The sequence below is a fragment of the Ensifer adhaerens genome (assembly GCF_001270265.1).
Lineage (GTDB): Bacteria > Pseudomonadota > Alphaproteobacteria > Rhizobiales > Rhizobiaceae > Ensifer > Ensifer adhaerens_B.
This window is the reverse complement of sequence record NZ_LGAP01000002.1, coordinates 642,186-667,944: the sequence shown is the minus strand read 5'-3', so window position 1 is coordinate 667,944 and position 25,759 is coordinate 642,186. Positions and strand designations below refer to the sequence as shown.

General features: G+C 63.5%; 29 protein-coding genes. 21 read left to right on the top strand and 8 right to left on the bottom strand.

Annotation, left to right across the window (positions count from 1 at the left end; all coding sequences use genetic code 11):
- The first annotated feature begins 102 nt into the window (after positions 1–102).
- From AC244_RS08000 to AC244_RS07985, 4 genes are all read left to right on the top strand, one after another.
- Positions 103–2,475 (top strand): putative bifunctional diguanylate cyclase/phosphodiesterase, encoded by a 2,373-nt coding sequence (locus tag AC244_RS08000; RefSeq protein WP_053248232.1) that lies wholly within the window; start codon positions 103–105, stop codon positions 2,473–2,475.
- Positions 2,476–2,505: 30 nt separating this feature from the next.
- Complete coding sequence (locus AC244_RS07995) at positions 2,506–3,240, top strand: substrate-binding periplasmic protein (protein WP_053248231.1); 735 nt, start codon at positions 2,506–2,508, stop codon at positions 3,238–3,240.
- Positions 3,241–3,302: 62 nt separating this feature from the next.
- Entirely contained in the window at positions 3,303–4,022 is a 720-nt protein-coding gene (gene pth, locus AC244_RS07990; RefSeq protein WP_053248230.1) for an aminoacyl-tRNA hydrolase, read from the top strand.
- A 12-nt stretch (positions 4,023–4,034) separates the two neighbouring features.
- Positions 4,035–4,478 (top strand): GNAT family N-acetyltransferase, encoded by a 444-nt coding sequence (locus tag AC244_RS07985; RefSeq protein ID WP_414735885.1) that lies wholly within the window; start codon positions 4,035–4,037, stop codon positions 4,476–4,478.
- A gap of 3 nt (positions 4,479–4,481) precedes the next feature.
- On the opposite strand, the gene clpS is transcribed toward AC244_RS07985, so the two are convergent.
- A complete protein-coding gene (gene clpS / locus AC244_RS07980) occupies positions 4,482–4,793 on the bottom strand; it encodes an ATP-dependent Clp protease adapter ClpS (RefSeq protein ID WP_053248228.1) in 312 nt (103 codons plus the stop codon).
- 205 nt (positions 4,794–4,998) lie between these two features.
- On the opposite strand from clpS, the gene ychF reads away from it, so the two are divergent.
- On the top strand, positions 4,999–6,102 hold the full coding sequence (ychF, locus tag AC244_RS07970; RefSeq protein WP_053248226.1) for a redox-regulated ATPase YchF: 1,104 nt from the start codon (positions 4,999–5,001) through the stop codon (positions 6,100–6,102).
- Between the two features lie 99 nt (positions 6,103–6,201).
- Here the strand turns inward: ychF and AC244_RS07965 are convergent, their stop codons facing one another.
- Positions 6,202–7,308, bottom strand: a complete 1,107-nt coding sequence (locus tag AC244_RS07965) for a hypothetical protein (protein ID WP_063934088.1) — start codon at positions 7,306–7,308, stop codon at positions 6,202–6,204.
- Between the two features lie 204 nt (positions 7,309–7,512).
- Between AC244_RS07965 and AC244_RS07960 the strand changes: the two genes are divergently transcribed.
- From AC244_RS07960 to AC244_RS07950, 3 genes are all read left to right on the top strand, one after another.
- The gene (locus AC244_RS07960; RefSeq protein ID WP_053248225.1) at positions 7,513–7,965 is read left to right on the top strand and encodes a MaoC family dehydratase; all 453 of its coding nucleotides are present in this window, start codon (positions 7,513–7,515) and stop codon (positions 7,963–7,965) included.
- Positions 7,965–8,435, top strand: a complete 471-nt coding sequence (locus AC244_RS07955; protein WP_082366768.1) for a MaoC family dehydratase — start codon at positions 7,965–7,967, stop codon at positions 8,433–8,435. The genes AC244_RS07960 and AC244_RS07955 overlap by 1 nt, the downstream gene beginning before the upstream one ends.
- Positions 8,436–8,662: 227 nt before the next feature.
- Complete coding sequence (locus tag AC244_RS07950) at positions 8,663–8,875, top strand: hypothetical protein (RefSeq protein WP_053248224.1); 213 nt, start codon at positions 8,663–8,665, stop codon at positions 8,873–8,875.
- Positions 8,876–8,881: 6 nt separating this feature from the next.
- On the opposite strand, the gene AC244_RS07945 is transcribed toward AC244_RS07950, so the two are convergent.
- On the bottom strand, positions 8,882–9,427 hold the full coding sequence (locus tag AC244_RS07945) for an adenine phosphoribosyltransferase (RefSeq protein WP_053248223.1): 546 nt from the start codon (positions 9,425–9,427) through the stop codon (positions 8,882–8,884).
- Positions 9,428–9,630: 203 nt separating this feature from the next.
- Between AC244_RS07945 and AC244_RS07940 the strand changes: the two genes are divergently transcribed.
- The 3 genes from AC244_RS07940 (at position 9,631) to AC244_RS07930 (ending at position 10,514) form a co-directional block, all read left to right on the top strand.
- Positions 9,631–9,816, top strand: coding sequence for a DUF1059 domain-containing protein (locus AC244_RS07940; protein WP_053248222.1), 186 nt, complete (start codon positions 9,631–9,633; stop codon positions 9,814–9,816).
- A gap of 217 nt (positions 9,817–10,033) precedes the next feature.
- Positions 10,034–10,216 carry a hypothetical protein gene (locus AC244_RS07935; RefSeq protein ID WP_053248221.1) on the top strand — a complete coding sequence of 61 codons (183 nt, stop codon included), beginning with the start codon at positions 10,034–10,036 and terminating at the stop codon, positions 10,214–10,216.
- A complete protein-coding gene (locus AC244_RS07930; RefSeq protein WP_053248220.1) occupies positions 10,209–10,514 on the top strand; it encodes a hypothetical protein in 306 nt (101 codons plus the stop codon). Before AC244_RS07935 ends, AC244_RS07930 begins: the two co-directional genes overlap by 8 nt.
- Positions 10,515–10,588: 74 nt before the next feature.
- On the opposite strand, the gene AC244_RS07925 is transcribed toward AC244_RS07930, so the two are convergent.
- From AC244_RS07925 to AC244_RS07915, 3 genes are read right to left on the bottom strand one after another with little or no spacing between them, the layout of a single operon-like run.
- Positions 10,589–11,848 carry a CCA tRNA nucleotidyltransferase gene (locus AC244_RS07925; protein WP_053248219.1) on the bottom strand — a complete coding sequence of 420 codons (1,260 nt, stop codon included), beginning with the start codon at positions 11,846–11,848 and terminating at the stop codon, positions 10,589–10,591.
- Positions 11,845–12,477, bottom strand: a complete 633-nt coding sequence (locus AC244_RS07920) for a CoA pyrophosphatase (RefSeq protein WP_053248218.1) — start codon at positions 12,475–12,477, stop codon at positions 11,845–11,847. Before AC244_RS07920 ends, AC244_RS07925 begins: the two co-directional genes overlap by 4 nt.
- A complete protein-coding gene (locus AC244_RS07915) occupies positions 12,474–13,097 on the bottom strand; it encodes a DUF1285 domain-containing protein (protein ID WP_053248217.1) in 624 nt (207 codons plus the stop codon). Before AC244_RS07915 ends, AC244_RS07920 begins: the two co-directional genes overlap by 4 nt.
- Before the next feature lie 195 nt (positions 13,098–13,292).
- On the opposite strand from AC244_RS07915, the gene AC244_RS07910 reads away from it, so the two are divergent.
- Genes AC244_RS07910 through AC244_RS07880 form a run of 8 tightly spaced genes read left to right on the top strand, consistent with a single transcriptional unit; the run spans position 13,293 to position 22,356 of the window.
- Positions 13,293–14,306, top strand: coding sequence for an AAA family ATPase (locus tag AC244_RS07910; protein ID WP_053248216.1), 1,014 nt, complete (start codon positions 13,293–13,295; stop codon positions 14,304–14,306).
- A 3-nt stretch (positions 14,307–14,309) separates the two neighbouring features.
- Positions 14,310–15,230 carry a DUF58 domain-containing protein gene (locus AC244_RS07905; RefSeq protein ID WP_053248215.1) on the top strand — a complete coding sequence of 307 codons (921 nt, stop codon included), beginning with the start codon at positions 14,310–14,312 and terminating at the stop codon, positions 15,228–15,230.
- On the top strand, positions 15,227–18,034 hold the full coding sequence (locus AC244_RS07900) for a DUF4159 domain-containing protein (protein ID WP_053248214.1): 2,808 nt from the start codon (positions 15,227–15,229) through the stop codon (positions 18,032–18,034). Before AC244_RS07905 ends, AC244_RS07900 begins: the two co-directional genes overlap by 4 nt.
- Positions 18,035–18,044: 10 nt before the next feature.
- Positions 18,045–20,114, top strand: a complete 2,070-nt coding sequence (locus AC244_RS07895) for a hypothetical protein (RefSeq protein WP_053248213.1) — start codon at positions 18,045–18,047, stop codon at positions 20,112–20,114.
- Complete coding sequence (locus tag AC244_RS07890) at positions 20,111–20,584, top strand: GNAT family N-acetyltransferase (protein ID WP_053248212.1); 474 nt, start codon at positions 20,111–20,113, stop codon at positions 20,582–20,584. Before AC244_RS07895 ends, AC244_RS07890 begins: the two co-directional genes overlap by 4 nt.
- Before the next feature lie 52 nt (positions 20,585–20,636).
- Positions 20,637–21,830, top strand: coding sequence for a glycoside hydrolase family 5 protein (locus AC244_RS07885; protein WP_053248211.1), 1,194 nt, complete (start codon positions 20,637–20,639; stop codon positions 21,828–21,830).
- Positions 21,831–21,838: 8 nt separating this feature from the next.
- Positions 21,839–21,961, top strand: coding sequence for a hypothetical protein (locus tag AC244_RS38590; RefSeq protein ID WP_268750763.1), 123 nt, complete (start codon positions 21,839–21,841; stop codon positions 21,959–21,961).
- A 23-nt stretch (positions 21,962–21,984) separates the two neighbouring features.
- Positions 21,985–22,356 carry a GNAT family N-acetyltransferase gene (locus AC244_RS07880; protein WP_053248210.1) on the top strand — a complete coding sequence of 124 codons (372 nt, stop codon included), beginning with the start codon at positions 21,985–21,987 and terminating at the stop codon, positions 22,354–22,356.
- 21 nt (positions 22,357–22,377) lie between these two features.
- On the opposite strand, the gene AC244_RS07875 is transcribed toward AC244_RS07880, so the two are convergent.
- Entirely contained in the window at positions 22,378–22,938 is a 561-nt protein-coding gene (locus AC244_RS07875; RefSeq protein WP_053248209.1) for a GNAT family N-acetyltransferase, read from the bottom strand.
- 257 nt (positions 22,939–23,195) lie between these two features.
- On the opposite strand from AC244_RS07875, the gene AC244_RS07870 reads away from it, so the two are divergent.
- Positions 23,196–24,173, top strand: a complete 978-nt coding sequence (locus AC244_RS07870) for a glutathione S-transferase family protein (RefSeq protein ID WP_053248208.1) — start codon at positions 23,196–23,198, stop codon at positions 24,171–24,173.
- Positions 24,174–24,227: 54 nt separating this feature from the next.
- On the opposite strand, the gene AC244_RS07865 is transcribed toward AC244_RS07870, so the two are convergent.
- Positions 24,228–24,737: an NUDIX domain-containing protein gene (locus AC244_RS07865; RefSeq protein ID WP_053248207.1), complete on the bottom strand. Its 510-nt coding sequence runs from the start codon at positions 24,735–24,737 to the stop codon at positions 24,228–24,230.
- A 68-nt stretch (positions 24,738–24,805) separates the two neighbouring features.
- Between AC244_RS07865 and AC244_RS07860 the strand changes: the two genes are divergently transcribed.
- Complete coding sequence (locus AC244_RS07860; protein WP_053248206.1) at positions 24,806–25,708, top strand: metallophosphoesterase family protein; 903 nt, start codon at positions 24,806–24,808, stop codon at positions 25,706–25,708.
- The last annotated feature ends 51 nt before the right edge of the window (positions 25,709–25,759 follow it).

The window sequence follows — 25,759 nt, the reverse complement described above, 5'->3', positions numbered from 1 at the left end:
CATTTAAGGTTTTGATGATGTTCTTGCAGCGGGGAAATTGTAAGCAAGCGTCATAAGAGAATCCGAAATGACAAGAGTGGCAACGCCTGGGGGATGCGTCCAATGATGCATTCCGTCGAGAACCGATTTATTGCGATTGTCTGCGGTGCAATGCTGGTTTTCGTTGCCCCTCTCTTCGTGCTCTTCCTCAGCATTTCCAGCGAACGCATCGCACGCGAGCGCCTGCACAACATCGAGCTTCTGATGGGCGCCAGCGCTGAAGCGCTGGGCAAGCCGATCTGGGATTTCGACAGCGACGGCATCAAGCGCATCGCCCGCTCGCTGATGAACGACACCGATATTCTCGCCGTCACGATCCGCGACACCTCCGGCTCGATCCTCGCACAGATGCCCTCCGGCGGCCTCGGCGTTGACAGCGACAGCCGTATCCTGAAAACGCCCATTTCCTTCGACTCGATCGACGGCATCAAGGAAATCGGCAGCCTCGAAGTGCGCGCGCCGACACGCGGCCTGCTGTCGCAGTTCAGCAAGGACGAGCTCGCGATCCTCGCCATCCTGCTGATCGCCGTCGCCACCGTCTTTGCCGCCGCGCTCATCGGCAACCGCTTCACCGTCATCCGCCCGCTGATGCGCCTGACGGCCGCCATCGAGGCGACGCGGCGCTTAGGCTCGCGCCACCGCGTCGACTGGACAGCCGACGACGAAATGGGCGCGCTGGCCGCCAATTTCAACGAGATGCAGGACCGGCTCGAACGCGAGTCGATGGAACTGAAGAGCGCACATGAGCGCGCCACCGACATCTACAACCTGACCCCGGCGATGCTGTTTTCGCTCGATACCGACAACCGCCTCTGCGCCGTCAGCGATTACTGGCTGCAGGCAACCGGCTATGCCCGCGAACAGGTGATCGGCGAGAACTTCACCGACTTCATCGATCCGCACTGGCACGAGACCTACCGCAGCCACGCCAAGGCAATTGCGGTCGGCGACCACAATATCTGCGAGGTTACCGTCCCCTTCCGCAAGGCGGACGGCGAGTTCATGACCGTGCTGATCCTCGAGACGGAAACGACGGGGGACGGCGACCTGTCACTGTCCGTCATGACCGACGTCACTGCACTGAAGCAGGCCGAAAGCCGCAACCATGCCCAGGCGATCACCGATCATCTGACCGGGCTTCTGAACCGCCAGGGCTTCGGGGCGGCTCTCGACGAGGCGATGGTGACCGCCGATGCCTGCGGCATCCAGGTGGGCTGCCTGTTCATCGACCTCGACCGCTTCAAGTGGATCAACGACAACTTCGGCCATGCCGCCGGCGACGAGGTTCTGCGCCGCACGGTCGAGCTGATCCGCGCAACCCTGCGTCCCGACGATGTCATGTCCCGTCTCGGCGGCGACGAGTTCGCGATCCTGGTTTCGGACATGGATGTCGCGACCCTTGCCTCCGAAATCGGCGAGCGCATCGTCAATGCCCTGCGCGAGCCCATGCACATTGCCGGCAACGAGCTTTTCGTCAGCGCCAGCGTCGGCATCTCGGTCTATCCCGAGCACGCCGAAAACGCGTCTGACCTGCTGCTCAAGGCCGATATGGCGATGTATGCCCGCAAGCGCGACGGCAAGAACGGCCTGCAGGTGTTCGACGCCAGCATGCTCGATACCGCCCGTGAGCGCCACGAGATCGAACAGTGCATCGAGGCAGCCCTCAAGGACGATCACTTCGACGCCTGGCTGCAGCCGATCGTCAGCCTCAGCGACGGCCAGATCGCCGGCTTCGAGGCGCTGATGCGCCTCAACCATCCGGAAAAGGGCGTGATGCCGCCCGGCAAGATCATCGGCATTGCCGAGGAAACGGGAACCATCACCCGCATCGGCGATTGCATTCTCGAAAAGGCGATCCGGCATCTGGCGGCGATCTCCGCCCTCGACGGCACGCACAACACCTATCTCGCGGTGAATTTCTCGCCGCTGCAGTTCGAGCTGACGCTGCCGCACAAGCTCGCAGCACTGCTCCTCAAGCACCATATTTCGCCGAACCGGATCGTCATCGAAATCACCGAAGCGGTGCTGATGCTCGACAATCCGGAAGTGCATGGGGTACTGAAGCAACTCAACGAATTCGGCTGCCGGATCGCGCTCGACGATTTCGGAACCGGCTACTCGTCGCTGAGCTACCTCAACCGTTTCCCGGTCGACATCGTCAAGGTCGACCAGTCCTTCACCCGTTCGCTCAGCTCCGGCACCGCCGACATCCGCCGCAAGAGCCGGATGCTGATCAAGGGCATCCGCACGATCTCGCACCAGATGGGCTGCACCGTGGTCGCCGAGGGCATCGAGACGAAGGAGCAATGGCAACTCCTGCGCAAGCTTGGTGTGGATTGTGGGCAAGGCTATCTTTTCAGCCGCCCCATGCCGATCGGCAAGATGCTGGCCATGCTGGAGAGCGACTCCGAAGTCAAGGCAAACACTCACGGGTAACGGCCAGATGCTGGCGCGAAGGAGCAAGGCGTGAAAGAGCTGATCCTGGCATTCTTCCTCGGTCTTTCCACAGCCGCCGAAGCGCACACGATCAAATTCGTGACCGAGGATTATCCGCCCTACAACTTCTCGACCCCGAGCGGTGCGAGCGGTTCCTCAGTCGACCAGGTAACGGCGATCATGGAAGGGCTCAAGCTTCCCTATACGATCGAGGTCCTGCCCTGGGCGCGGGCCTACATGCTGGCCGAAACCGATGCGTCCTATTGCGTCTTCACCACCGGCCGCAACGCCGAGCGCGACAAGCTGTTCCAATGGGTGCAGCCGCTGCTCGTCGACCACATGATCATGGTCCGCCGCAAGGGATCGGACATTGCCCCGAGTTCGATCAATGCTGCGAAGCAGTTCACCATCGGTACGCAACGGGAAGATTTTTCGGCCACCTACCTCGTGGAACACGGCTTTCAGAAGATCGACTACGCGACCAACCTCGATTCGACGGTGAAGAAACTGATCGCCGGCCGCATCGATCTGATGATGACGTCGGAGAAGACGTTCGAAAGCATGCGGGCCGAGGGCAAGCCCGTCGAGGCGGCACTGATGCTGGAAGGAAAGTATTACGGCATCGCCTGCCACCGCGACATGGACAGGGAAACGGTCGAGAAGATGCAGCGCCAACTCGACCGCCTGATCGGCACCGGCACCCAGGATGCAATCTTCGGTCGCTACGGCCTCCGGCCGAGCGGAAGCGTACAGGCGACGAAATAAGGATTGACTCCGCTGGCGTTTCGCGCTCGTGAAGCGGGGAAAGCCCGACGGAGCGTAACGACATGCTGATCATCGCAGGACTTGGCAATCCAGGTTCGAAATATGCCTCAAACCGCCACAATATCGGTTTCATGGCTGTCGACGTCATCCATCGCCGCCACGGCTTTTCCGCCTGGTCGAAGAAGTTCAAGTCCGAGATCGCCGAAGGCGAAATCGGCGGTGAGCGCGTTCTCCTGATGAAGCCGCAGACCTTCATGAACCTCTCCGGCGAGGCGCTCGGCGAAGCCATGCGCTTCTACAAGCTGCACCCAAAGGACATCACCGTCATCTATGACGAGCTGGACCTGCCGGCGGCAAAGGCGCGCATCAAGGTCGGCGGCGGCCACGGCGGGCACAACGGCATCAAGTCGATCGATGCCCATTGCGGCAAGGAGTATCGGCGCATGCGGCTCGGCATCGGCCACCCGGGCGTCAAGGACCTCGTCCACGCCCATGTGCTCGGCGATTTCGCCAAGGCCGACCAGGCCTGGCTGGTGCCGCTGCTCGACGCCATCGCCGACAATGCCGACATGCTGGTGCGCGGCGAGGATTCGCAGATCCTCAACAAGATCGCGCTTGCGACCGGCGGCAAGCCGGATGAGGACAAGCCGCAGGCGCAAAAGAAGCAGGGCGCTCAATCCCATATCCACCAGGCGCGCAATTCGGCCCAACCGAAGAAGCTGCCGACAAGCGGCCCGATGGCCGATATGCTAAAGAAACTGTTCGGCCCGAAGGGCGACTGAGGAGTGTCGGCCTTGCCCTTCGCCATCCGTGCCGCATCGGCAGGCGACCTGCCCGGACTTCTTGCGCTTTATGGCGAACTGAACCCGGACGACCCGGCGCTCGACGCCGCACTGGCCGCCGATCGCTTTGCGACGATCCTTGCCCAGCCCGGCATGACGATTTTCATTGGCCTTGCCGGCGACATCGCGGCTGCATCGGTCACATCAGTCGTCGTGCCGAACCTGACGCGGGGCGGCGCACCCTATGCCCTCATCGAAAACGTCGTCACGTCAGCCGCCTTTCGCCGACGGGGCTTTGCCGGCGCACTGATCAGCCATGCCATCGGGGAAGCCTGGGCCGCCGGCTGCTACAAGGTGATGCTGCTGACGGGCTCGAAGGATCCCGCGACGCTGCGCTTTTATGAGAACTGCGGCTTCCGGCAGGACAAAACAGGCTACCAGATCCGGCGTCCCTGACCGTCATTCCTCCGGCTCGGTCATGAACATCAGCGGGAAGCCGGCATCCTTGGCGAGATCGGTCGCCTCCTTGGCCTTGGTCTCGGCGATATCGCGCACGCAGACGACGACGACGGAAACCCCGAGCTTGTGCGCCGTCATCATCACCCGGTAGCCCGCCTCCTCGCTCATGTGGAACACGGCCTTCAGCACCATGACGACGAAGTCGCGCGGCGTGTAGTCGTCGTTGACGAGAATGACCTTGTAGAGTTTCGGCCGCTCCAGCTTCGGTTTCGGCTTCAGCTTCGGTTTTGCGGCAAGATCGTCGTCACTCATCGGAAATCCACCCGTTGATGACAGGAAAAGCGATCGCGGTCGGCCATTCGACCCCAGGGCGCTGGCACTTAATATTGTACGCCAGCCACGGGCAATCAAGCAAAAGCCGGCTTCTTCGCCGCACCGAAACGCGCGAAGGCTTGACCGTCCGGCTCCTTTATCCCATAGCCACGCCCAACGAATTCGAGAACGACAGGTTTTAGCCATGGGCTTTAAATGCGGTATTGTCGGGCTGCCGAACGTCGGCAAGTCCACTCTCTTCAACGCGCTCACCAAGACGGCGGCAGCTCAGGCTGCCAACTATCCGTTCTGCACGATCGAGCCGAACACCGGCGAAGTCGCGGTTCCCGATCCGCGCATGCGCAAGCTGGCCGATATCGCCAAGTCGAAGGAAATCATCCCGACGCGCATCTCCTTCGTCGACATCGCCGGCCTCGTGCGCGGCGCGTCGAAGGGCGAAGGCCTCGGCAACCAGTTCCTCGCCAACATCCGCGAAGTGGATGCGGTGGTGCACGTGCTGCGCTGCTTCGAGGATGACGACATCACCCACGTCGAAGGCCGCATCCACCCGGTCGCCGATGCCGAGACGATCGAGACCGAGCTGATGCTCGCCGACCTCGACAGCCTCGAGCGCCGCACCGAGCAGACCCGCAAGCGCGCCGGCGGCAAGGACAAGGACTCCGTGGCGCAGTTGCCGATCATGGAAGCCTCGCTGAAGCTGCTGCAGGACGGCAAGCCGGTGCGCACGCTGCTTGCCAAGCTCGATGCCGAAGAGCTGCGCATTCTGCAGGGCCTCAACCTCCTGACCGCCCATCCCGTGCTCTATGTCTGCAACGTCGCCGAAAGCGATGCCGTCGACGGCAATGAACACACCCGCGCGGTTGCCGAAATGGCAAAGGCGCAAGGCGCCGAAAGCGTCGTGATCTCGGCGGCGATCGAATCCGAAGTGGCACAGCTGCCGGAAGAGGAAGCCAAGGAGTTCCTGAGCGCGCTTGGCCTGGAAGAAGCCGGTCTCGACCGCCTGATCCGCGCCGGCTACAAGCTGCTCGACCTCATCACCTACTTCACCGTCGGCCCGAAGGAAACGCGCGCCTGGACGATCCAGCGCGGCACCAAGGCACCACAGGCCGCCGGCGTCATCCACACCGACTTCGAACGCGGCTTCATCCGCGCCAACACCATCGCCTTTGACGACTACATCGCGCTTGGCGGCGAAGTCGGTGCCAAGGAAGCCGGCAAGGCCCGCGACGAAGGCAAGGAATACGTCGTCCAGGACGGCGACGTCATCCACTTCCGCTTCAATACGTAAGACAAGTGGCCCGAAAGGGCACAGCGATCCTGCGCGACAGGCGCGGGCTCAAAGAGCTGAGGCGCGCTTCAAGCGCGCAGCCAATAGGACGACCCGATATCACGGCGCGGCATGCAACCGCGCCGTGATCGTTTCCGGCAGCAGGTCCATCACCGCGCGGCGCAGCCTCTGCCAGAAAATGCCGATGAACAGCACGGTAACGCCGACCACTGCGAAGGCGACGAAGACGTAGCTGTCGAGCGACGCACCGCTCTTGCTGAGCATCGTCCAGACCGCGCCGCCCAGCGACAGCAGCCCCGATGTGACGAAGGCGCGGCGATCGATCACCAGCCCGACCAGCATGAACAGAGCCACGATAAGAATGGCGGCCATCGCCTGGCCAAGGCTGGCCTGCCCATCCCACCATGTACCGCTACCATTTGAAGTGAAGACGAGACCCATCAACGAGTAGAGCAACGCCGGCGCTGCTGCGAGATGCAGCCAGAAAGCCGTGTCGGAGCGCGACGTCACGCGCTTTGGATCGGAGACGTCGTAGCGCATGGCGACCGCAAAGATCCCTACCGCTCCGACGAGCAGGATCAGCGGGAAGAGCACGATATAGTCGTCGCTAGCAACATTGATGCCCAAGAGTTTGTCGAGCGCGAATACGACACACATCACCGCGATAGATGTGATCGACAGCACCAGGCCGGCCAGGGCCAGCGGAACGCGGTAGCGCCAGTAAAACAACGCCAGGGGTATCGGAAAAGCCGCGAGATAGACCAGGGTATAGGTCAGCGGGTGCCAGTTATCCTGATGTTCGCTCAACACGGCGTACGTCGCCATAGCAACCCAATGCACGAGAGCCAGTGTCAGCGCCACCGACGGCAGCGCCAGCCGCTGGCGCCGCACCAGAATTTCGGCAAGCACGAGAATAACCGGCAGCGTCGCGAACGGCCCACCCAGCCCCCACAGGCCGATCAGGACAACAACGACGCCGATCGTGATCAGGATATCGTGAAATCCCCGGACGAACCGCGGCTGCTCGCTGTCTTCGGCCGCGCGGGCATCGAGAGCGGCATCGTCCCGGTCCACGGCGGCATCCGGTGACGCCGGCCCGAAGCTGATGCCGCGGTCAGCGAGATAGGCTTCGAGATCGCCGACCTGGCGGGCAGAGATGATCCCTTTTTCGGCAGCTCCTGCGAGCGCCCTGTTCAGTTCAGTCACGAGCATTCCTCAATCAAAAGCGGATCGATACATCCGTAAAACAGGTGGTTGCATGAACATGCGGCATGCGCAACCTGCAAATTCCTTGCTGCGGCCGATCATTTGGCATGAGAGCCCCACGCTTCAAACCTCGCTCAAAGCGATTCCGATTTGAGAAATTATGCAGTACGTAAAGCGGCAGCAAATCAGACGGGACAACTCAGCATGCTGTATTTCGAGGATTTTTCTGAAGGACGGCGCTTCGACTACAAACCGGTCGAAATGAAGCCCGCGGACATGATTGCCTTTGCCCACGAATTCGACCCGCAGCCGATGCATCTCGACGAGGAAGCCGGCAGGCGCAGCATCCTCGGCGGTCTCTCGGCTTCGGGCTGGCACACCAGCGCCGTCGGCATGCGCATGATGCTCGACGCCTTCATGGGCCAGTCCTCGTCTCAAGGCGCGCCCGGCATCGACTTCATGGCCTGGAAGAAACCGGTGATCTCCGGCGACGTGCTGAGCGGCTTCAGCCAGGTGCTCGAAGCCCGCCGCTCGAAGTCCAAGCCGAGCCTCGGCATCGTCAAGTTCCGCAACGAAATCGTCAACCAGGCCGGTGAGCCGGTGGCGGTTTCCGAATGCTCCGTGCTCTTCCGTTGCCGCGACAAGGGTCAAAACTGATGATGACGATGGAGGAGTTTTACGCGACCGGCCGCAGGACCGTCATCGGCAGCCTGACGTTCACGGCCGAGGATATCGTCCGTTTCGCCCGCGACTTCGATCCGCAGCCCTTCCATCTTGACGCCGAGGAAGCCCGGCATTCGCTCTTTGGCGGCCTGTGCGCGTCCGGCTGGCATACCTCCGCTGGATGGATGCAGTGTTTCGTCCGGTTCTGGAAGGATGAGCAACGGCGGCTTGCAGCGGAAGGCCTGCAGGCACCAAGGCTCGGCCCTTCGCCTGGGTTCCGCGATCTCAGATGGCTGAAGCCGGTCTATGCCGGCGACACCGTGACCTATGCCGTGACGTTCCTCGAAAGCCGCACCCTTACGTCGCGGCCGGGCTGGCGGATCAACAGCATCCTCTGCGAAGGCGAAAACCAGCACGGCGAAGCGGTGATCCGTTTCGAAAGCAAGGTGATCGAATTCGTTTAGAGCATTTCCAGGAAAAGTGCGCAGCGGTTTTCCGTACGGAAATGCGTAAAAAAATGGAGCTAGATCGTGAACGACCGTCGCTCCTCCCAAATGATGCCCAGCACCGTTATTCCTTAAGTCAGGAACCATTTGGGCGTAAAATCCGTTCGGACTTTTAAAGCTCCACGCGAGTGGCCGGCAGGCCAAGGCGCACGGGAGCTTCGACAGGAGGAACCGGAGGACTATCGATGGAAAAGACCCATGTTCGCGAACTGGCGGATGAGTATCTTCGCCTCGGCGGCCATCGCCGGGTGGCGATCGACGATAACGAAACCTCGATCAGAAGCTGGGAAAGCGAGCCGCCGGAAGCCGACGCTTTCTGGCGGAAAGAGGTGGAAACGCTTTCGCCGGCAACGCAGCGCGAAGTACAACTGATGCTGCCGACGATCAACCGCGCCTGAGCGCGGTCAGTGACCTTCGAATTCGATCAGCGTGCGGACATTGACGCCGAGCGCTTCGAGCTTCTTGCGGCCGCCGAGTTCCGGCAGGTCGATCACGAAGCAGGCCGCAACGATATCTGCGCCCATCTGCTTCAACAGCTTGGTGGCCGCTTCGGCCGTGCCGCCGGTTGCAATCAGGTCGTCGACCAAGATGACCTTGTCGCCCGGACGGATCGCATCCTTGTGCATCTCCATCTCATCGACGCCGTATTCGAGGCTATAGGCGATGCGCACCGTGTCGTGCGGCAGCTTGCCCTTCTTGCGGATCGGCACGAAGCCTGAGGAAAGCTGGTGCGCGATCGCGCCGCCGAGAATGAAACCGCGCGCCTCGATGCCGGCGATCTTGTCGATCTTGGTACCGGCATAGGGATGCACCAACTCGTCGATCGCACGGCGGAACGCACGTGGATTTCCAAGCAGGGTGGTGATGTCGCGGAACATGACGCCCGGCTTCGGATAATCCGGAATGTTGCGGATGGCGGCGATCAGTTCCGATTGAACGGTGGTGGTCATGGGCAAAGAAGGCCTTTGTGTCTCTTGTTACCGCAAACCCATAACACCATCGACCCGCATGTCTATAACGGTTTCTTGCCGCACGGGAGGCTGGAACAATTTGGCCGCTCCGGGGGTTGATGCTACGCTGGGGCCTATGGCACGCGGAGGAGATGTGCGTGCCGCCTGCTTCGTTTTGAGCTCACATCGGAAGGAGGAACATCATGCGCCTGTTTGAATGCGGTTCTCTTGTCCCGGGTTGCGAATGGCACACCCGCGCCGATAACGATGCCGAAATCGTTCGCCGCGTGGTGGAACACATGCGCCAGGCCCACGGCGAAACGATGATCCGCGAAAACATGATCGACAACATCAAGGCCCGCATCGTCGAAGAGACCCAGGCCGCCTGAGGAAAATACATCTATCCCGAACGCGCGCGGGTTTCGAAACAACGACGAACCCGCGCCGCGTGCCTTTGCGCTGACGCCCAGTGAGGGTGCGTGGCATCGAACCGGTGCGGACCGAAGCAATCGGCGGAACCGCCCGTTCTGGGGTTTCAGAACGAGTTTACCGATTGCGTGATGCGGTCATGGAAATGCCGTACACAGCCTCGTCTTCGGCGACACCATGCGCAATGGCAACGGCGCGAAGGGAGATTTGACCTGCACGGTATTCACGCTCTATAGCCTCGCGATCAGCACGTGGACTATCGCGTTACTTGCCATCGTGACCTCTTGCGTTTGCCGGCAGCCTGCGCGAATTTCCCATGCCCTGCATTTTTTTGAACTGGCACTCGAAACCTATGAATGACAAAGTTTTTGAAACTCTGACCGGCATGTACTTCACGGTCGACGATCCCGATGGAAGTTACGGCACTGGTCAAGTTATTCGTCTCGCTGCCGAAGGGATCTATTTCATTCGCTTCGACGGCAACGAGGTGACACTGCCTCTGGAGCTCGTATCCATCGGGGAGATGTTGCAGACCACCGACGAAGAATACAAGCTCTGGCGGTTCTTCGACACAATCGAGGAACGGGACAAGTGGATCGAATGGCTAGACGCGCCATCCAAGCCGCGGGTTGTCTCGTTGGTGAAGCCGACCAAGTAACGGCTAGCTAGCAGCCCACTGCCCCGCGTAAGAACCGCGCCTTCGAACTTTGACATGGTCTCACGTCGAGCGCTTTACGCGCGCGGCACCATGGCTTCGAGCCGGGCGACGAGGTTCGCCCGGTCGACGCTGAAGTTGCGCTCAACCCACAGGGTCTCCAGCTCGCTTAAGACCTCTCCGACGCGCGGCCCGGCCGGAATACCGGCCTTCAGCACATCGGCGCCCGTCAGCGGGAAGCTTGGGCGCTTCCATGCCTCGGTGCGTTTCAGCAGGCGTTGGAACGCAGCCGTCTCGGCCAGCAACGCCGGATCGTTCTCGGATTTGCGTCTGGCAGAGGCGAGCGCCAGCCGCAGACGAGCGGATATCCCCTCTGCACCGTGGCGATAGAGCAGCCGGTCAAGCGCCGCATCCACGGTCTTGGCCGGTATCACCGGCGCACTCGCCCAGCGCGCGAAGAAGGCCGCCTCCGCCTTGGACATGCGCAGCCGTACGGCCATGGCTTCGAGCCGCTCTTCGTCCGGTGGCACGATCGCGGCAAGGCGCAGCAGCGGATCCGGCGCCCACGAGAATGCCCGCTCGGCGGCAACCAGTTCCGGAATGGCGTCGATGCCCCATTTCTCGGTCTCGGGCAGGATTTCGGTCAACACGCCGGCCTGGCGCATCCAGAGCAGCGCACGGCCGGGATCCTCGGCCGAAAGAAGCTTCTTCGTCTCGGCCCAGACCCGTTCCGCCGAAAGCGTCGACAGCTTCGAGCGCGCCTGGGCGCAGGCCCTCAAGCCGTCGGCGTCGGGACGACCGTTGCCGTAATGGGCGAAGAAGCGGAAGAAGCGCAGGATCCGAAGATAATCCTCGGCCACCCGCTCGGCCGCGCTGCCGATGAAGCGCAGGGTGCGGCTCTCGATGTCGGCAAGGCCGCCGACATCGTCCACGACCTCGCCCCTATGGTCGGCATAGAGTGCGTTGATGGTGAAGTCGCGCCGCTCGGCATCCACCTTCCAGTCGGTGCCGAAGGCGACTTCGGCGCGGCGCCCGTCGGTCGCGACATCGCGGCGCAGCGTCGTCACCTCATAGGGCGTGCCGTCGATGACGAGCGTCACTGTTCCATGGTCGATGCCGGTCGGCACCACCTTGATGCCCGCGGCCTTCGCACGAGCGGAAACTTCTTCCGGATGCCAGGTGGTGGCCATGTCGACATCGCCGGCCGGCACGCCCATCAGGCTGTTGCGTACGGCGCCGCCGACGACGCGCACCTCCCCGCCCTCGGCGTTCAGGAGATCGAAGACGCGGCGAAGGGATGGAGCCGAAAACCAGCTCTCACCGGCAACCGAGGTCATGCATAAAGCCTTTCATAGAGCATTCGGACGATGCCGGCGGTGATACCCCAGATATTCCTGTCGCCATAGGGCATGCGATAGAAATGCCGGTCTTCTCCCTGCCAGTGGCCACTTCCACGCCCATGGTTTCCAGGGTTCATCAGGAAGGACAACGGCACTTCGAAGACGCTTTCGACCTCGTCGGGGTTGGGCACCAGCTCGAAGCCGGGCTGCACCACCGCCAGAACCGGCGTGATCTTGAAGCCGGACAGCGCCATGTAATGCGGCAGCCGTCCGATGGTTTCGACGAAACGTGGATCGAGACCGATCTCCTCCTGCGCCTCGCGAAGGGCGGCAAGCTCGATCGAGCGGTCCTCCGGGTCGACGGCACCGCCGGGGAACGCCACCTGGCCGGAATGCTTGCGCAAGCTCGCTGTCCGCTGGGTGAAGATGACATGCGCATCCTCGCCGTCGTCGACCACCGGGACCAGCACGGCCGCATCCTTCAGATGCAGGGTCTCAAGATGCGGCACGATACCAGGATTGAGCAGAAAATCGCCGTGCTCGCGCCACGCGCTTTCCACCGGCCCGCCCATCTGGGTCAGCGCCCTGCGGCGAAACTCGTCGGCGGAATAGGGATGCCTGTTCATCGCGACAGCGCTTCCAGTTCAGCGGCCGGCATGATCGGGAAGACGGAGCCGCCTGAGCGCACGCAGAACATCTCGATGCCGTCGACGACCACGGTCTCGCCGAGTTCGACAATATCGTACATGACCGGCCGGGAAACCAGCGCTTCAAGCCGGCCACGCACATGCAGGTAAGGCTTCAGCTCGCGGTTCTCGCCGTGGATGACGAAACGCAAGCCATGTTCCGGTCCAGCCTCGACAACGTCGCCGACATTGGTGCGAAAGGTCAGCACTTGCACGCCATCCGTCTGCGTCACGCTCATTTCGACGGCAACGAAGGGCGCATCGACGATGCGGATCGCCACCTTTTCCACAGGCGTCACCAGATAAGTTACGCCGTCCTCGTCCTTGCGCAAAACTGTGGAGAACAGCCGCACCAGCGGCTGCCGGCCGATCGGCGTGCCGAGATAGAACCAGGTGCCGTCGGCGCGGATTTCCATGTCGATATCGCCGCAGAACGGCGGATTCCAGCGCTCCACGGGCGGCAGGCCGCGCTTGCCGTCACCCGTTTGGCCGGCCGCGCGCGAGATCAACGCCGCCAGTCCGGCCGCGTCCCCGGTTCGCTGAATTTCGGCTTTTGCCATCGTTCCGTCCCGATTGGCCCCGATTTTGCACCGGAAGCGTGTATGCCGCCGCGCGATGCGGCGTGTATGATGTCACGAGATAGTGCGTCTGCGGCGACTTGTCAGCCGTCAGCCAGGGTCTAAATTGGAATAAGGCAACTGAAAATCCCCGGCGGGGCGATTCGGTTCAACAACGGGCGACCGGGGAGTACGACCATGAGTGTGATGAAGGGCGCCACGGACGCGACCGACGAAAAGGCGATCGTTGCCGCGGCGGAAAACGCACTCGCGGAGATCGCGCTTGTGCGCGCCGAAGTCGGCAAGGTCATCTTCGGTCAGGAGAACGTGGTCGAGCAGACCCTGCTTGCGGTGCTCTCCGGCGGTCACGCCCTGCTCGTCGGCGTTCCCGGACTTGCCAAGACCAAGCTGGTGGCGACGCTCGGCACTGTTCTCGGGCTCGATTCCAACCGCGTGCAGTTCACGCCCGACCTGATGCCATCGGATATTCTCGGCTCCGAAGTCATGGACCAGGATGCCGCCGGTCATCGCTCCTTCCGCTTTATCCCCGGCCCGATCTTCACGCAGCTGTTGATGGCCGACGAAATCAACCGCGCCTCGCCGCGCACGCAGTCCGCGCTGCTGCAGGCGATGCAGGAGTACCACATTACCGTTGCCGGCGCGCGCAAGGACCTGCCGCAGCCGTTCCACGTGCTTGCTACCCAGAACCCGTTGGAGCAGGAAGGCACCTATCCCCTGCCGGAAGCCCAGCTCGACCGCTTCCTGATGCAGGTCGATGTCGGTTATCCCGAGCTTGCGGCCGAGCGGCAGATCCTCTTGGAAACCACCGGCGTCGGCGAGAGTTTTGCCCGGCCGGTGATCGACGCCGCCCGCCTGCAGCAGATCCAGACCCTTATCCGCCAGATGCCGGTCGGCGAGAAGGTGGTCGACGCCATCCTGGCGCTGGTGCGCTCCGCCCGCCCCGGCAACGGCAATGCCGCCACCGACAAGAACGTCGCCTGGGGGCCCGGGCCGCGCGCAGGGCAGGCACTGATGCTCTGCGCCCGCGCCCGCGCGCTCTATGACGGACGTCTCGCGCCGTCGATCGACGATATTCTGGCGCTCGCCGAGCCCGTTCTCCAGCACCGCATGGCGCTGACCTTCGCCGCCCGTGCCGAAGGCATGACCGTGCGCGACGTGATCGCCGGGCTGGTGAAACAAGCCAAGGGATAAAGAATGGCCTCCATCGGGCACATTGTTGCGCGTACCCCCGCTGGTGAGGTTCTTTCCCGTGCGCAGCAGCGCGCGATGCTCGTTCCTGACTGCCTGGTAGAAGCGCGCCGGATCGCCAATACGGTGATTTCCGGCTGGCACGGCCGACGCAAGCGCGGGATCGGCGAGAATTTCTGGCAGTTCCGGCCCTATAGCGACGGCGAAAGCCTGTCACGCATCGACTGGCGCCGCTCCGCCCGCGACGATCATACCTATGTGCGCGACCGCGAGTGGGAGGCGGCCCACACGATCTGGCTCTGGGCCGACCTGTCACCGTCGATGATGTACAAGTCGACGCTCGGTTCGGTGTCGAAGGAAAGCCGGGCGCTGGTGCTGATGCTGGCGCTCGCCGAGATCCTCGCGCGCTCCGGCGAACGCATCGGATGCCCCGGGGTGATGGAGCCGATCTCCGCCCGCAACGCCGCCGAGCGGCTGGCAACCGCGATCATGCTGAGCCCGCTTGCCGAAGGACTTCCCGAAACGGGCATGATCCGCAGCGCCAGCGATCTCGTGCTGATCGGCGACTTTCTCGATCCGACCGACAGGATCATGGAGCGGCTGGGTCCGCTCGCCCGCCGCGGCCTGCGCGGCCACGTCGTCGAGATTGCCGATCCGGCAGAGGAAGTTTTCCCCTATGCCGGGCGGACCGAATTCAGCGATCCAGAAACCGGCCAGAAGCTGACGGCTGGCCGCGCCGAGATCCTGCGCGAGGACTACCAGCGCGCCTATCTCGCCCGCCGCGAGAGCCTTGGCGTGACGCTGCGCCATCTCGGCTGGACCTTTACGCCGCATAGAACCGACCGGCCCGCCTCCGAGGCGCTGGTTGCCGTCCACATGTATCTCTCCGGCATGCCGGGTCGCGCCCCCCATGGAGGCCAGCTATGACCGGCCTTCCGTTCCTCTTCGCCAATCCCGCGCTCTTGGCGGCGCTGATCGCCCTGCCGGTGATCTGGTGGCTGTTGCGCATGACCCCGCCGAAGCCGGCGGCCGAGGTGTTTCCGCCGTTGCGCATTCTCGCCTCGGTGCTCAAGCGCGAGGAGACGCCGTCGAAAAGCCCATGGTGGCTGACCCTGCTGCGCATGCTGATGGCGGCCGCGGTCATTCTCGCGATCGCCGATCCCGTCGTGAACCCACGTCAGAATACGCTTGCGACCGGCGGCCCACTCGCGATCGTCGTCGACAACAGCTGGGCCACTGCCACCGATTGGGAACAGCGCGTCGACGCCGTAAGCACGCTGATCGATGATGCGGAAGCGCGCGACCTTGCTGTCTCGATCGCCTTCACCGGCGATCGCCAGCACGATGCCACGCCAGGCTCGGCCGCGACTGCGCGCAACAGGCTTGCCGCTGCCGCCCCCATCCCGCTTGCCGTCGACCGCGGCCAGGCGATAGCCGCGCTGAAAACCGCATTTGAGGGCACGAAACCCGGTACGCTCGCCTTCGTCAGCGACGGCATCGAGGCAACGGACCAGAAGACGATGGCAGCGCTTGCTGAGGTTGGTGCTGCCGAATTGCGGCTGATCGAGGCCGATGGCAGCCGCACCGTGGCGCTGACCGATACCAGTAACGGTTCGACCGGCATGTCGGTGACGGCAACGCGCCTGCGCAAGGACGGTGCGCTGACCCTGCCGATCGTCGCCTATGATACGCGCGGCCGCGCCATCGCCGACGGACAGGTCGCCTTTGCCGCCGGCGATGGCGTTGCGAAAGGCAGCATCGAAGCGCCCTTCGAACTGCGCAACGACTTTGCCCGCATCGGCATCGAGAATGCGGCGACCGCCGGCAGCGTGCACCTGCTCGACGATGGCTTCCGCCGTCGCCGCGTCGCCCTGTTGAGCGGCGAAGCCCGCGACCTGTCGCAACCGCTTCTGTCGCCGCTCTACTACATCAATCGCGCTCTTGCACCCTATGCCGATCTCGTACAACCGCACGAGACGGATCTCGCCGTCGCCATTCCGGAATTGCTGGAACAGAAGCCATCCGTGCTGATCATGGCCGATATCGGCCGGCTGCCGGAGGAGATCTACCCGAAGCTGTCGAAGTGGATCGACAATGGCGGCATGCTCATCCGCTTCGCCGGCCCACGGCTTGCCGCTGCTCCCGCCGACGATCCGCTGGTGCCGGTGACGCTGCGCCAGGGCGAACGCGCCCTCGGCGGCGCGCTTTCCTGGTCCGAACCGCAGCCGCTGGCCGACTACCCGGCCAACAGCCCGTTTGCCGGCATGGCACGCCCGAACGACATTCTCGTCAAACGGCAGGTGCTGGCCGAGCCGACCGCGGATCTTGCCGAGCGCACCTGGGCAAGCCTTGCCGACGGCACGCCGCTGGTAACGACCTCGGCCCGCGGCGCCGGTCGCATCATCCTCTTCCATGTCAGCGCCGAGGCCACCTGGTCGAACCTGCCGATCTCAGGCGACTTCGTCGAGATGCTTCGCCGCAGCGTCCAGCTTTCGCGCGGCGGCGGCGTTGCCAACGAGGGCAAGGCGCAGCAGCAGACACTCGCGCCTTACCGGCTGCTCAATGCCGACGGCGTGCTCGTGGCCGAGACCGGAAATGCCCGGCCGCTTGACGTCATCCCCGGCAAGGCGCCGGTTGCTACGGCGGAAAACCCGCCGGGCCTCTATGGCTCGGAAGACGGGTTCACCGCGCTCAACCTGCTGCCCCGCAACGCCGAATTGCAGCCGATCGACATGACAGCCGCCGGCGCTCACACCGTGCAGCAATTGGCCGGCTCCGAGAGCTGGTCGCTGAAGCCGGCATTGTTCACACTGGCGCTGCTACTGCTGCTTGTCGACGCGCTGATCGTGCTGTTCCTGGGCGGCGCCTTCTCGCGGCCGCGCGCAGCAAAGGCAATGACCGCAGCCCTGCTGCTGGCAGCAAGCGCCTTCCTCGTTTCGCCGCCGGATGTTCTGGCCGACGACAGCCGACCGGAAGACGCGGCCATTCTCGAACGCCTCGACACGACGCATCTGGCCTATGTCGTGACCGGTGAAAGCGAAGTCGACCGCCTTTCCGACCGGGGCCTGATGGGGCTCACCGACTTCCTCACCTATCGCACGACGCTGGAGCCCGGCACACCCGTCGGCCTCGACATCGCCAAGGACGAACTCTCCTTCTATCCAATCATCTACTGGCCGGTTTCCGCATCGGCGCCGATGCCGAGCCCACAGGCCGTCAGCCGCATCGATGCCTATATGCGCGCCGGCGGCACCGTGCTGTTCGACACGCGAGACCAGTTCTCCTCGCTCGGCGCAGCGTCCGGCGGCACCAGTCCGAACACCGAGAGGCTGCAAGCGATCCTCGCCAACCTCGACATCCCGCCGCTGGAGCCGGTGCCGACCGATCATGTGCTGACCAAGGCCTTCTACCTCCTGTCGAACTTCCCGGGGCGTTACACCGGTAGTCCGCTCTGGATCGAGGCGCAGCTCGACAATCGCGAAGAGGCAAGCAATCGCCCAGCCCGCTCGGGCGACGGCGTGACGCCGATAATGATTACCGGCAACGACTTTGCCGGCGCCTGGGCGGTGGACGCCAATGGCATCGCGCTCTTGCCGACGGTGCCGCCGGACGAGATGCAGCGCGAATACGCCTTCCGCTCCGGGGTCAACATCATGATGTATATGCTGACCGGCAACTACAAGGCCGACCAGGTGCACGTGCCGGCCCTGCTCGAACGGCTCGGACAGTGAGGGCCGATCGATGACCGCCGATTTCTCACCTTTCATCCCCTGGCCCTATCTTGCAGTGCTTGCCATTGCAGCCGCGGTTCTCGCCGCACTCGGCATCTGGCGTGGCGTGCGCGGCGCCTGGGTTCGTGCCGCAGCCCTTGCGGCTTTCTGCCTGGCACTTGCCAATCCGATCCTGTTTCAGGAGGAACGCGAGCCACTGTCGACCATCGTTGCGGTCGTCGTCGACCGCAGCCAGAGCCAGGACTATGCGAGCCGGCGCGAGCAGACCGACAAGGCGCTTGCCGACCTCAAGGACCGGCTCGCCCGCTTCCCGCAGATCGAGACCCGCATTGTCGAGGCTGCCGACAGCGAGGACAGCGAAGCACCATCGACGCGGCTCTTCTCCGCATTGACTTCCTTGCTTGCCGATGTCCCGCCGGCGCGGGTCGGCGGCGCGATCTTCATCACCGACGGCCAGATCCACGACGTCCCCGACATCAATCAGAAGCTCGGCTTCGACGCGCCGATCCATGGGCTGATCAGCGGCAGACCGGACGAGTTCGATCGCCGAATCGAGATTGTCAGCGCACCGCGTTTCGGTATCGTCGGCGAACAGCAGAAGCTGTCCTTCCGCGTCGTCGATGACGGCGCGGCACCGGGCGGAACCGCCGAGGTGACCATCCGCCTCAACGGCAACGAGATTGCCACCGAGGTCGCCGAACCCGGCACCGACGTGCCTTTCAGCTTCACCGTGCCGCGCGGCGGCAACAACATTCTCGAATTCGCGGTGAACGGCGTCCCCGGCGAAGTCACCGAAACCAACAATCGCGCCGTCCATGTGCTCGACGGCATCCGCGAGAACCTGCGCGTCCTGCTCGTCTCGGGCGAGCCGCATGCGGGCGAGCGCGCCTGGCGCAATCTTTTGAAGTCCGATGCCGCCGTCGACCTCGTGCACTTCACCATTCTGCGGCCGCCGGAAAAGCAGGACGGAACCCCGATCAACGAATTGTCGCTGATCGCGTTTCCGACGCGTGAACTGTTTGTCGACAAGATCAGCGAGTTCGACCTGATCATCTTCGACCGCTACCAGCACCGCGGCGTCCTGCCGATCCTCTACTACGACAACATCGCGCAATATGTGCAGAACGGCGGCGCGCTTCTGATCGCCGCCGGGCCCGAGCATGCCGGCAACGACTCCATCGCCGCAACGCCCCTGTCGGCCGTGCTGCCGGCGAACCCCACGGGCGTCATGAACGAAAAGGGCTTCTACCCGCGCCTCTCGGACGAGGGCAAGAAACACCCCGTCACCCGCGGCCTCGAAGGTGCGGCAAGCGAGCCGCCGCAATGGGGCCGCTGGTTCCGCACCGTCGACGTCGACCGGCCGCTCGGCCAGACCGTGATGGAAGCGGCCGATGGCAAGCCGCTACTGGTGCTGAACCGCGTCGGCAAGGGACGCGTCGCCATGCTCCTGTCCGACCAGGGTTGGCTCTGGGCTCGCGGCTTCGAGGGCGGCGGCCCGCACGTCTCGCTCTATCGCCGCACTGCCCACTGGCTGATGCAGGAACCGGCGCTGGAAGAAGAAGCTCTGACGGCGCGCGCCGCCGGCCGCACGCTGGAGATCACCCGCCAGACCATCGAAGGCGACCCCGGCCCCGCCACCCTCACCTACCCCTCGGGAAAGACCGAGGAACTGACGCTGACCCAACGCGAGCCCGGCCTTTACCGCGCCGAAGTCAAGACCACGGAGACCGGCCTGTTCGAAGTCGCCAATGACGAGCTGACGACGCTTGTTCACGTCGGCAATGTCGACGCGCCGGAGTTCAAGGCGGCAATCTCGACCGAGGACAAGCTGCGCCCCTGGGCTGAAAAGACCAAGGGGCTGGTGCGCCGACTGGCAAGCGCCGACGGCGCCATCGACCTGCCGTCGATCCTGCCGGTGCGCGGCGCGATCCGTGTCGCCGACGACCAGCGGCTGTCGCTGCGCATGACCGACGAGACGGTGCTTAGGGGCATCAACTCGCTGTCGCTGTTTACCGGTCTCTTCGGCCTTGCCGCCCTGTTGTTCCTGATATCGGCGACCTGGTACCGCGAGGGCCGATGACCGATCCGAGCCTCGCCATCAGCAACCTGCGCGATGTGCCGTATTTTGCGGATGATATCGCCGACCGCGTCTGGCGGGCCTGGTGGGAGCCGCGCGGCTTTCCGCGCGGCCATATCGCCGAGCTGGTTGCCGGCAGCCTTGGCGACGATCACATTCCTTTTGCCATCGTCGCCCATCGCGGCGCGACCTTCATCGGTACCGCATCGGTGATCGAATCCGATCTGGACGAGAGGCCGGCGCTTGGCCCCTGGGTCGCGGCGGTCTGGGTAGAGCCTACCTTTCGTGGGCTGGGCATCGGGGCAAGCATCGTTCGCCATGCGGCGCAAGCGGCTTTGGCCACCGGCGTCGAGAGCGTTTATCTCTGCGCCTTGCCACAGAAGCGCGCGTTCTACCAACGCGGCGGCTGGCAGCTCGATGAAAAGGATGTGGGTGAAAGCCGGCTTGACGTCTTCAGCATGCGCCGTTCCTGATTTAGGCCATAATGACTGTCGACATCGCAGGGACAATTTTGGAGCCCTGTACATGCGTTTGATAGCCTCCTCCCTCCTCGCCCTCGCCTTAACTGGTTCAGCTGTCACCGGGCCGGCCCACGCTGCCGATCTGATCGGCTTCTGGGACAAGCCGCAGCATGGCGGCAACAGCTTCAACCGGCTGCCACCGGACGAGGCCTATTTCAAGGCGTTGTCCGACTACGGCGCCACCTGGGTTCGCCTGTCCTACGACAAGTGGAATCCGGCCAAGCGCGACTATCTGATTGGCGACGCCGACAAATATGAGGGCATTCCGGCCGCCGACCTTACGACGCTGAAAGAAACCCTCGACCGCGCCGACAAGGCCGGCTTGAAGGTCGTCATCACCCCCTTGTCGCTGCCCGGCATGCGCTGGTCGCAGAACAACGGTAACAAGTTCGACGGCCGCATCTGGCAGGACAAGGCCTGGTGGGCTCAAGCCGCCAGCTTCTGGCGCGATCTTGCCCGCGAGCTCAAGGACCATCCTGGTGTTGCCGCCTACAACATCATCAACGAACCGGCGCCTGAAAAGCAGAATGGCCTTGCAGAACATGCAGACAGCAAGGCAATGCTTGACTGGTATGCGGGCAAGAAGGGCGGCGCCTCCGACCTCGTCGCCTTCTACGAAACGGTGATTGCCGCGATCCGCGAAGTCGATCCGGCCACCCCGATCATGGCCGACGCCGGCTGGTATGCGGCAGCCGACGGTTTCAACTATTGGCCGTCCGGCCTCGGCGACCAGAAGGTGCTCTACAGCTTCCACATGTACGAGCCCTACGCGGCCACCAGAGCGCCCAACATGAAGCGCGAAAAGCCCTACGCCTATCCCGGCAAGGTGCCCTTCGGCGAAGGCGAGGAAAACTGGGACAAGGCGCGGGTTGCATCCTACCTCGACCGGCCGGTGCAATGGGCGAAAGCCAAGGGCATTCCGCTCAACCGCGTCGTTGCCGGCGAGTTCGGCTGCATGCGCCGGTGGACCGGCTGCAAGGCCTATCTCGAGGACGTTCTGACGACGCTCGACAAGGACAGCCTGCACTGGGCCTTCTACAGCTTCCGCGAAGACAGCTGGGACGGCATGGACTACGAACTTGGATCGAAGAAGGTCCACTGGAAATACTGGGACGCGATCGACGCCGGCACACCGGATCCGGTCAAGCGCACGGCAACGCCGGAGTTCGAGCCGATAGCCAAGCGGCTGGCAAAGTAGGAGTACCCATGTTCGAGATCACCGACGCACCGCCGGCCGCAGCACTACTGCATGTTTCCTTAAATCGTATCCGATTTAAGGGTAAAAACATGCAGCAGTTCAAAGTGCTACAGCGACCTTTGCGCGTCTGATAAGACGCGCGGCGCTGTAGGCCATCAGCAACGGGCTGACGGCCTTCAACGCCTCCGATGTCGGGCCATCCGAGCGGCGGGCGCTGGCGGTGCTCGTCGGCGGTCCCGACCTCGAGGGAAAACGCGGAGGGCTCAGCGGCTACACCGCCTGGGGCTGGCTGTTCGTGCAATGGCTGTGGCTACCGGAAGACCTGCGCGGACAGGGCCTGGCGGGCAAACTGCTGGCGGCGGCCGAAGAAGAGGCCGTTCGCCGCGGCTGCCACGGCGCTTGGATCGACACGTTCAACCCGCAAGCCCGGCGCGCCTATGAACGCCAGGGCTACGAGGCCTTCGGCGAGCTGCCCGACTTCCCGCCGGGCCGCAGCCGGGTCTTCCTGAAGAAACGGCTGGCTTAGTGGTTAGCGGCGGCGGCGTTATCAGACGGCAAGCGCCAGTTCGATATCAGCCTCCGATGCAGTTGCACCGTGGGCCGCCGCATCATCCCGCCAGCCGATGACACCGGAAAGGCCGGCATGCACACCGTCTGCCATCGGCACCACCAGCACCCGTGCCGGATCGACCGGGCCTGGAAATTCCAGCGCCGCGTAACGGACCTTCTCAAAACCGAGCGGCTGATAATAGGGTGGGTCGCCGACGAGGATGACGGCGTGTGATCCCTTCCGCCGGGCGGCCTCGACGGCGATGCGCACGAGTTCCCGGCCGATGCCCATGTTCTTGTGCGACGGCCGCACCGCAAGCGGCCCAAGCAGGTGACCCTTGATCGAACCGGCCATCACGGGCGTCATCCGGACCGAGGCAATCGTCTCGCCATTGTCGGTGCAAATAAAAGACAGCGACCGATCATGCGGACCCTGTTCGCGGATACGCGCAGCCGCCCGTGCAAACCGGCCGGGGCCAAAGGCTTCTTCGTTGATGATTTCGATGGCTGCGTCATGGGACGCGTCTTCGGTCAGATAGACGAGGTCGTGCTTTTTCATGGGATCAGGAACCAGGCATACGAACGGACATGGGGATGGCTTCGCCGAAGGGGCGTTGGCAGCATCAGCGTCGTCGCAGGTTTCCCAAGAAGGTCATGAGTACGGTTCGTTCCGGACACAGAGAAATTTTCTGAAATCGCCGATACCAGAAAATTGCCCGATGTCAAAGCCCAAAACGCACTGTTCAGAAATCGATACCTACCGCAGGCCGATAAAGCCGTTATCTATGAAAAACGAAAACCCGAAGGAGATCGCCCATGGGCAGGCTTGTAGACGGCGTCTGGCAGGACGTCTGGTATGACACGGCGGCGACGAAAGGCCATTTCAAGCGCAGCGAATCGCAGTTCCGCAACTGGATCACATCAGATGGTTCGCCAGGCCCATCCGGCGAAGGCGGCTTCAAGGCCGAGGCCGGGCGTTATCACCTCTACGTCTCGCTTGCCTGCCCCTGGGCGCATCGCACGCTGATCTTCCGCAAGCTGAAGAAACTCGCAGACCTCATCTCGGTCTCGATCGTCGATCCACTGATGCTGTCGAAGGGCTGGGAGTTCAAGGGCAAGGACGGCGGCACGGTCGATCACCTCTTCGGCTTCGACGCCCTCTGGCAGGTCTATGTCCGTGCCGATCCCAGCTATTCCGGCCGGGTAACCGTACCAGTGCTGTGGGACAAGCAGAAAAACACCATCGTCTCGAATGAATCCGCCGAAATCATCCGCATGTTCAACTCCGCCTTCAACGGACTGACAGGCTCGAAGGACGATTTCTATCCGGAGGACCTGCGCACCGAAGTCGACGAGTTGAACGGCCGCATCTATGGCGCAGTCAACAACGGCGTCTACAAGGCAGGCTTTGCCACGAGCCAGGAGGCCTACGAGCAAGGCGTCACCCCACTGTTCGACATGCTCGACGAACTCGAAGAACGGCTCTCAACCCGACGCTACCTGACCGGCAGCAAGCTCACCGAAGCCGACTGGCGGCTGTTCACGACGCTGGTGCGCTTCGACCCTGTCTATGTCGGCCACTTCAAGTGCAACATCCGCCGGATCGCCGACTACAAGAACCTGCACGGCTACCTGTGCGACCTCTACCAGGTGCCGGGTGTGGCCGAGACGGTCAACATGCATCACATCAAGGACCACTATTACCGCAGTCACACGATGATCAACCCGACCGGCGTCGTGCCCGTTGGCCCGATCCTGGATCTGACCGCGCCGCGTGGGCGGGAAACCATCTAGGCGGCAGCTTAGGGCGCCGTCGCGCGTTCAGGGCGCACGGCGGCGCTTTGCACCCTACCAGTAAGTGTCGAAAGCAGCGCTGCCCGCCAGCTCGGCAAGCCGGCGGCGGGTGGCCGGAGTGGCATCGTCAGGCAGATCGCCCAGCGCGAAGAAGCCGCTTGCGGCGATCTCGAGATCCGGCACCTTCACCCTTGTCTGGCGCACGCCGTCGCAGCGGTAGAAGACCACGTGATCACGACGGCTCGTGCGCCTGTTGTAATAGACCTGCACCAGCGTCGGCGGGACCGTCGTCTCCAGATTGCCCTCCTCGCGCAGTTCGCGCAGCAGGCCTTCGAGCGCGGTCTCGTTCCGGTCCAGCCCTCCGCCCGGCAGGTGCCAGCCGGGAAGATAGGAATGCCGCACCAGGAACACGCGTCCCTCGCCGTCAAAACAGGCGGCGCGCACGCCGATCGTCATGCCGCGCGACAACGCGTAATAGCCATGGGCCAGACGCATCAGGACGCGAAGATACCAGCGCCGCATCTCCGGTGGCCGCTGCTGTTCCAGATGCCATTCCTCCCGCATTTACTGCCAGACCGGATTAATCCGGCGACATGATTCCCCTCAACCGGAATATGCGCTAGACGGGGACGATGTTCAAACTCGCCCATATCTCCGATGTCCATCTCGGCCCTCTGCCCGACCTCTCCTTGAGGGAGCTTGCCTCCAAGCGCATCACCGGCTTCGTCAACTGGCACCGGAACCGTAGAAGGCACTTGTTCACGGGCACGCTCGACTGCCTGATGGCCGATATCGAGAAGCACGATCCCGACCACATGGCGATCACCGGAGACCTGGTGAACCTCGCCTCGTCGCGGGAGATCACGGCGGTCACCGAGTGGCTCGAAGACGCCGGCGATCCCGCCAACATCTCGATCGTCCCGGGCAATCACGATGCCTATGTACCCGGCGCCTACGAGAAGACGACGCGCGCCTGGTATCCCTATATGCGGGCCGATGGCGCCCCGACCAATTGGCACGAGGGCCACCGTTGTTTCCCCTATATGCGGGTGCGCGGCCCGGTGGCGCTGATCGGCTGCTCGACCGCAGTGGCGACACCGCCCTTTGCCGCCAGCGGGTATTTCGGCCAGAGGCAGGCGCGCGCCACCGTCAACCTGCTGCGCCAGGCGGGCGATGCCGGGCTCTTCCGCGTGGTGATGATCCACCATCCGCCGATCCGCGGCGCCACCTCGCTGCACAAGCGCATGCTCGGCATCCGCCGGTTTGCAGCGACGATCTCGTCGGGCGGCGCCGAACTGGTGATCCACGGCCACACGCACCTGAACACCGTCTATACGCTGAAGGGCCCGAACGGCCCCGTGCCGGTCGTCGGCATCTCCTCCGCGTCGCAGGGCCCGGGCGGCCACAAGCCGCAGGCCGCCTACAACCTGTTCACGATTGCCGGCGAGGCCGGCAACTGGCACCTCACCCGCGAGCGCTACGCGCTCAACGCCGATGCGACCGGCGCGACGTTGGTCGAAACCACCCGGTTCTAACACATGCTGTGTGCATTCGCTCTCGTGCAAGGCGGTTGAGCGAGCGGCCGG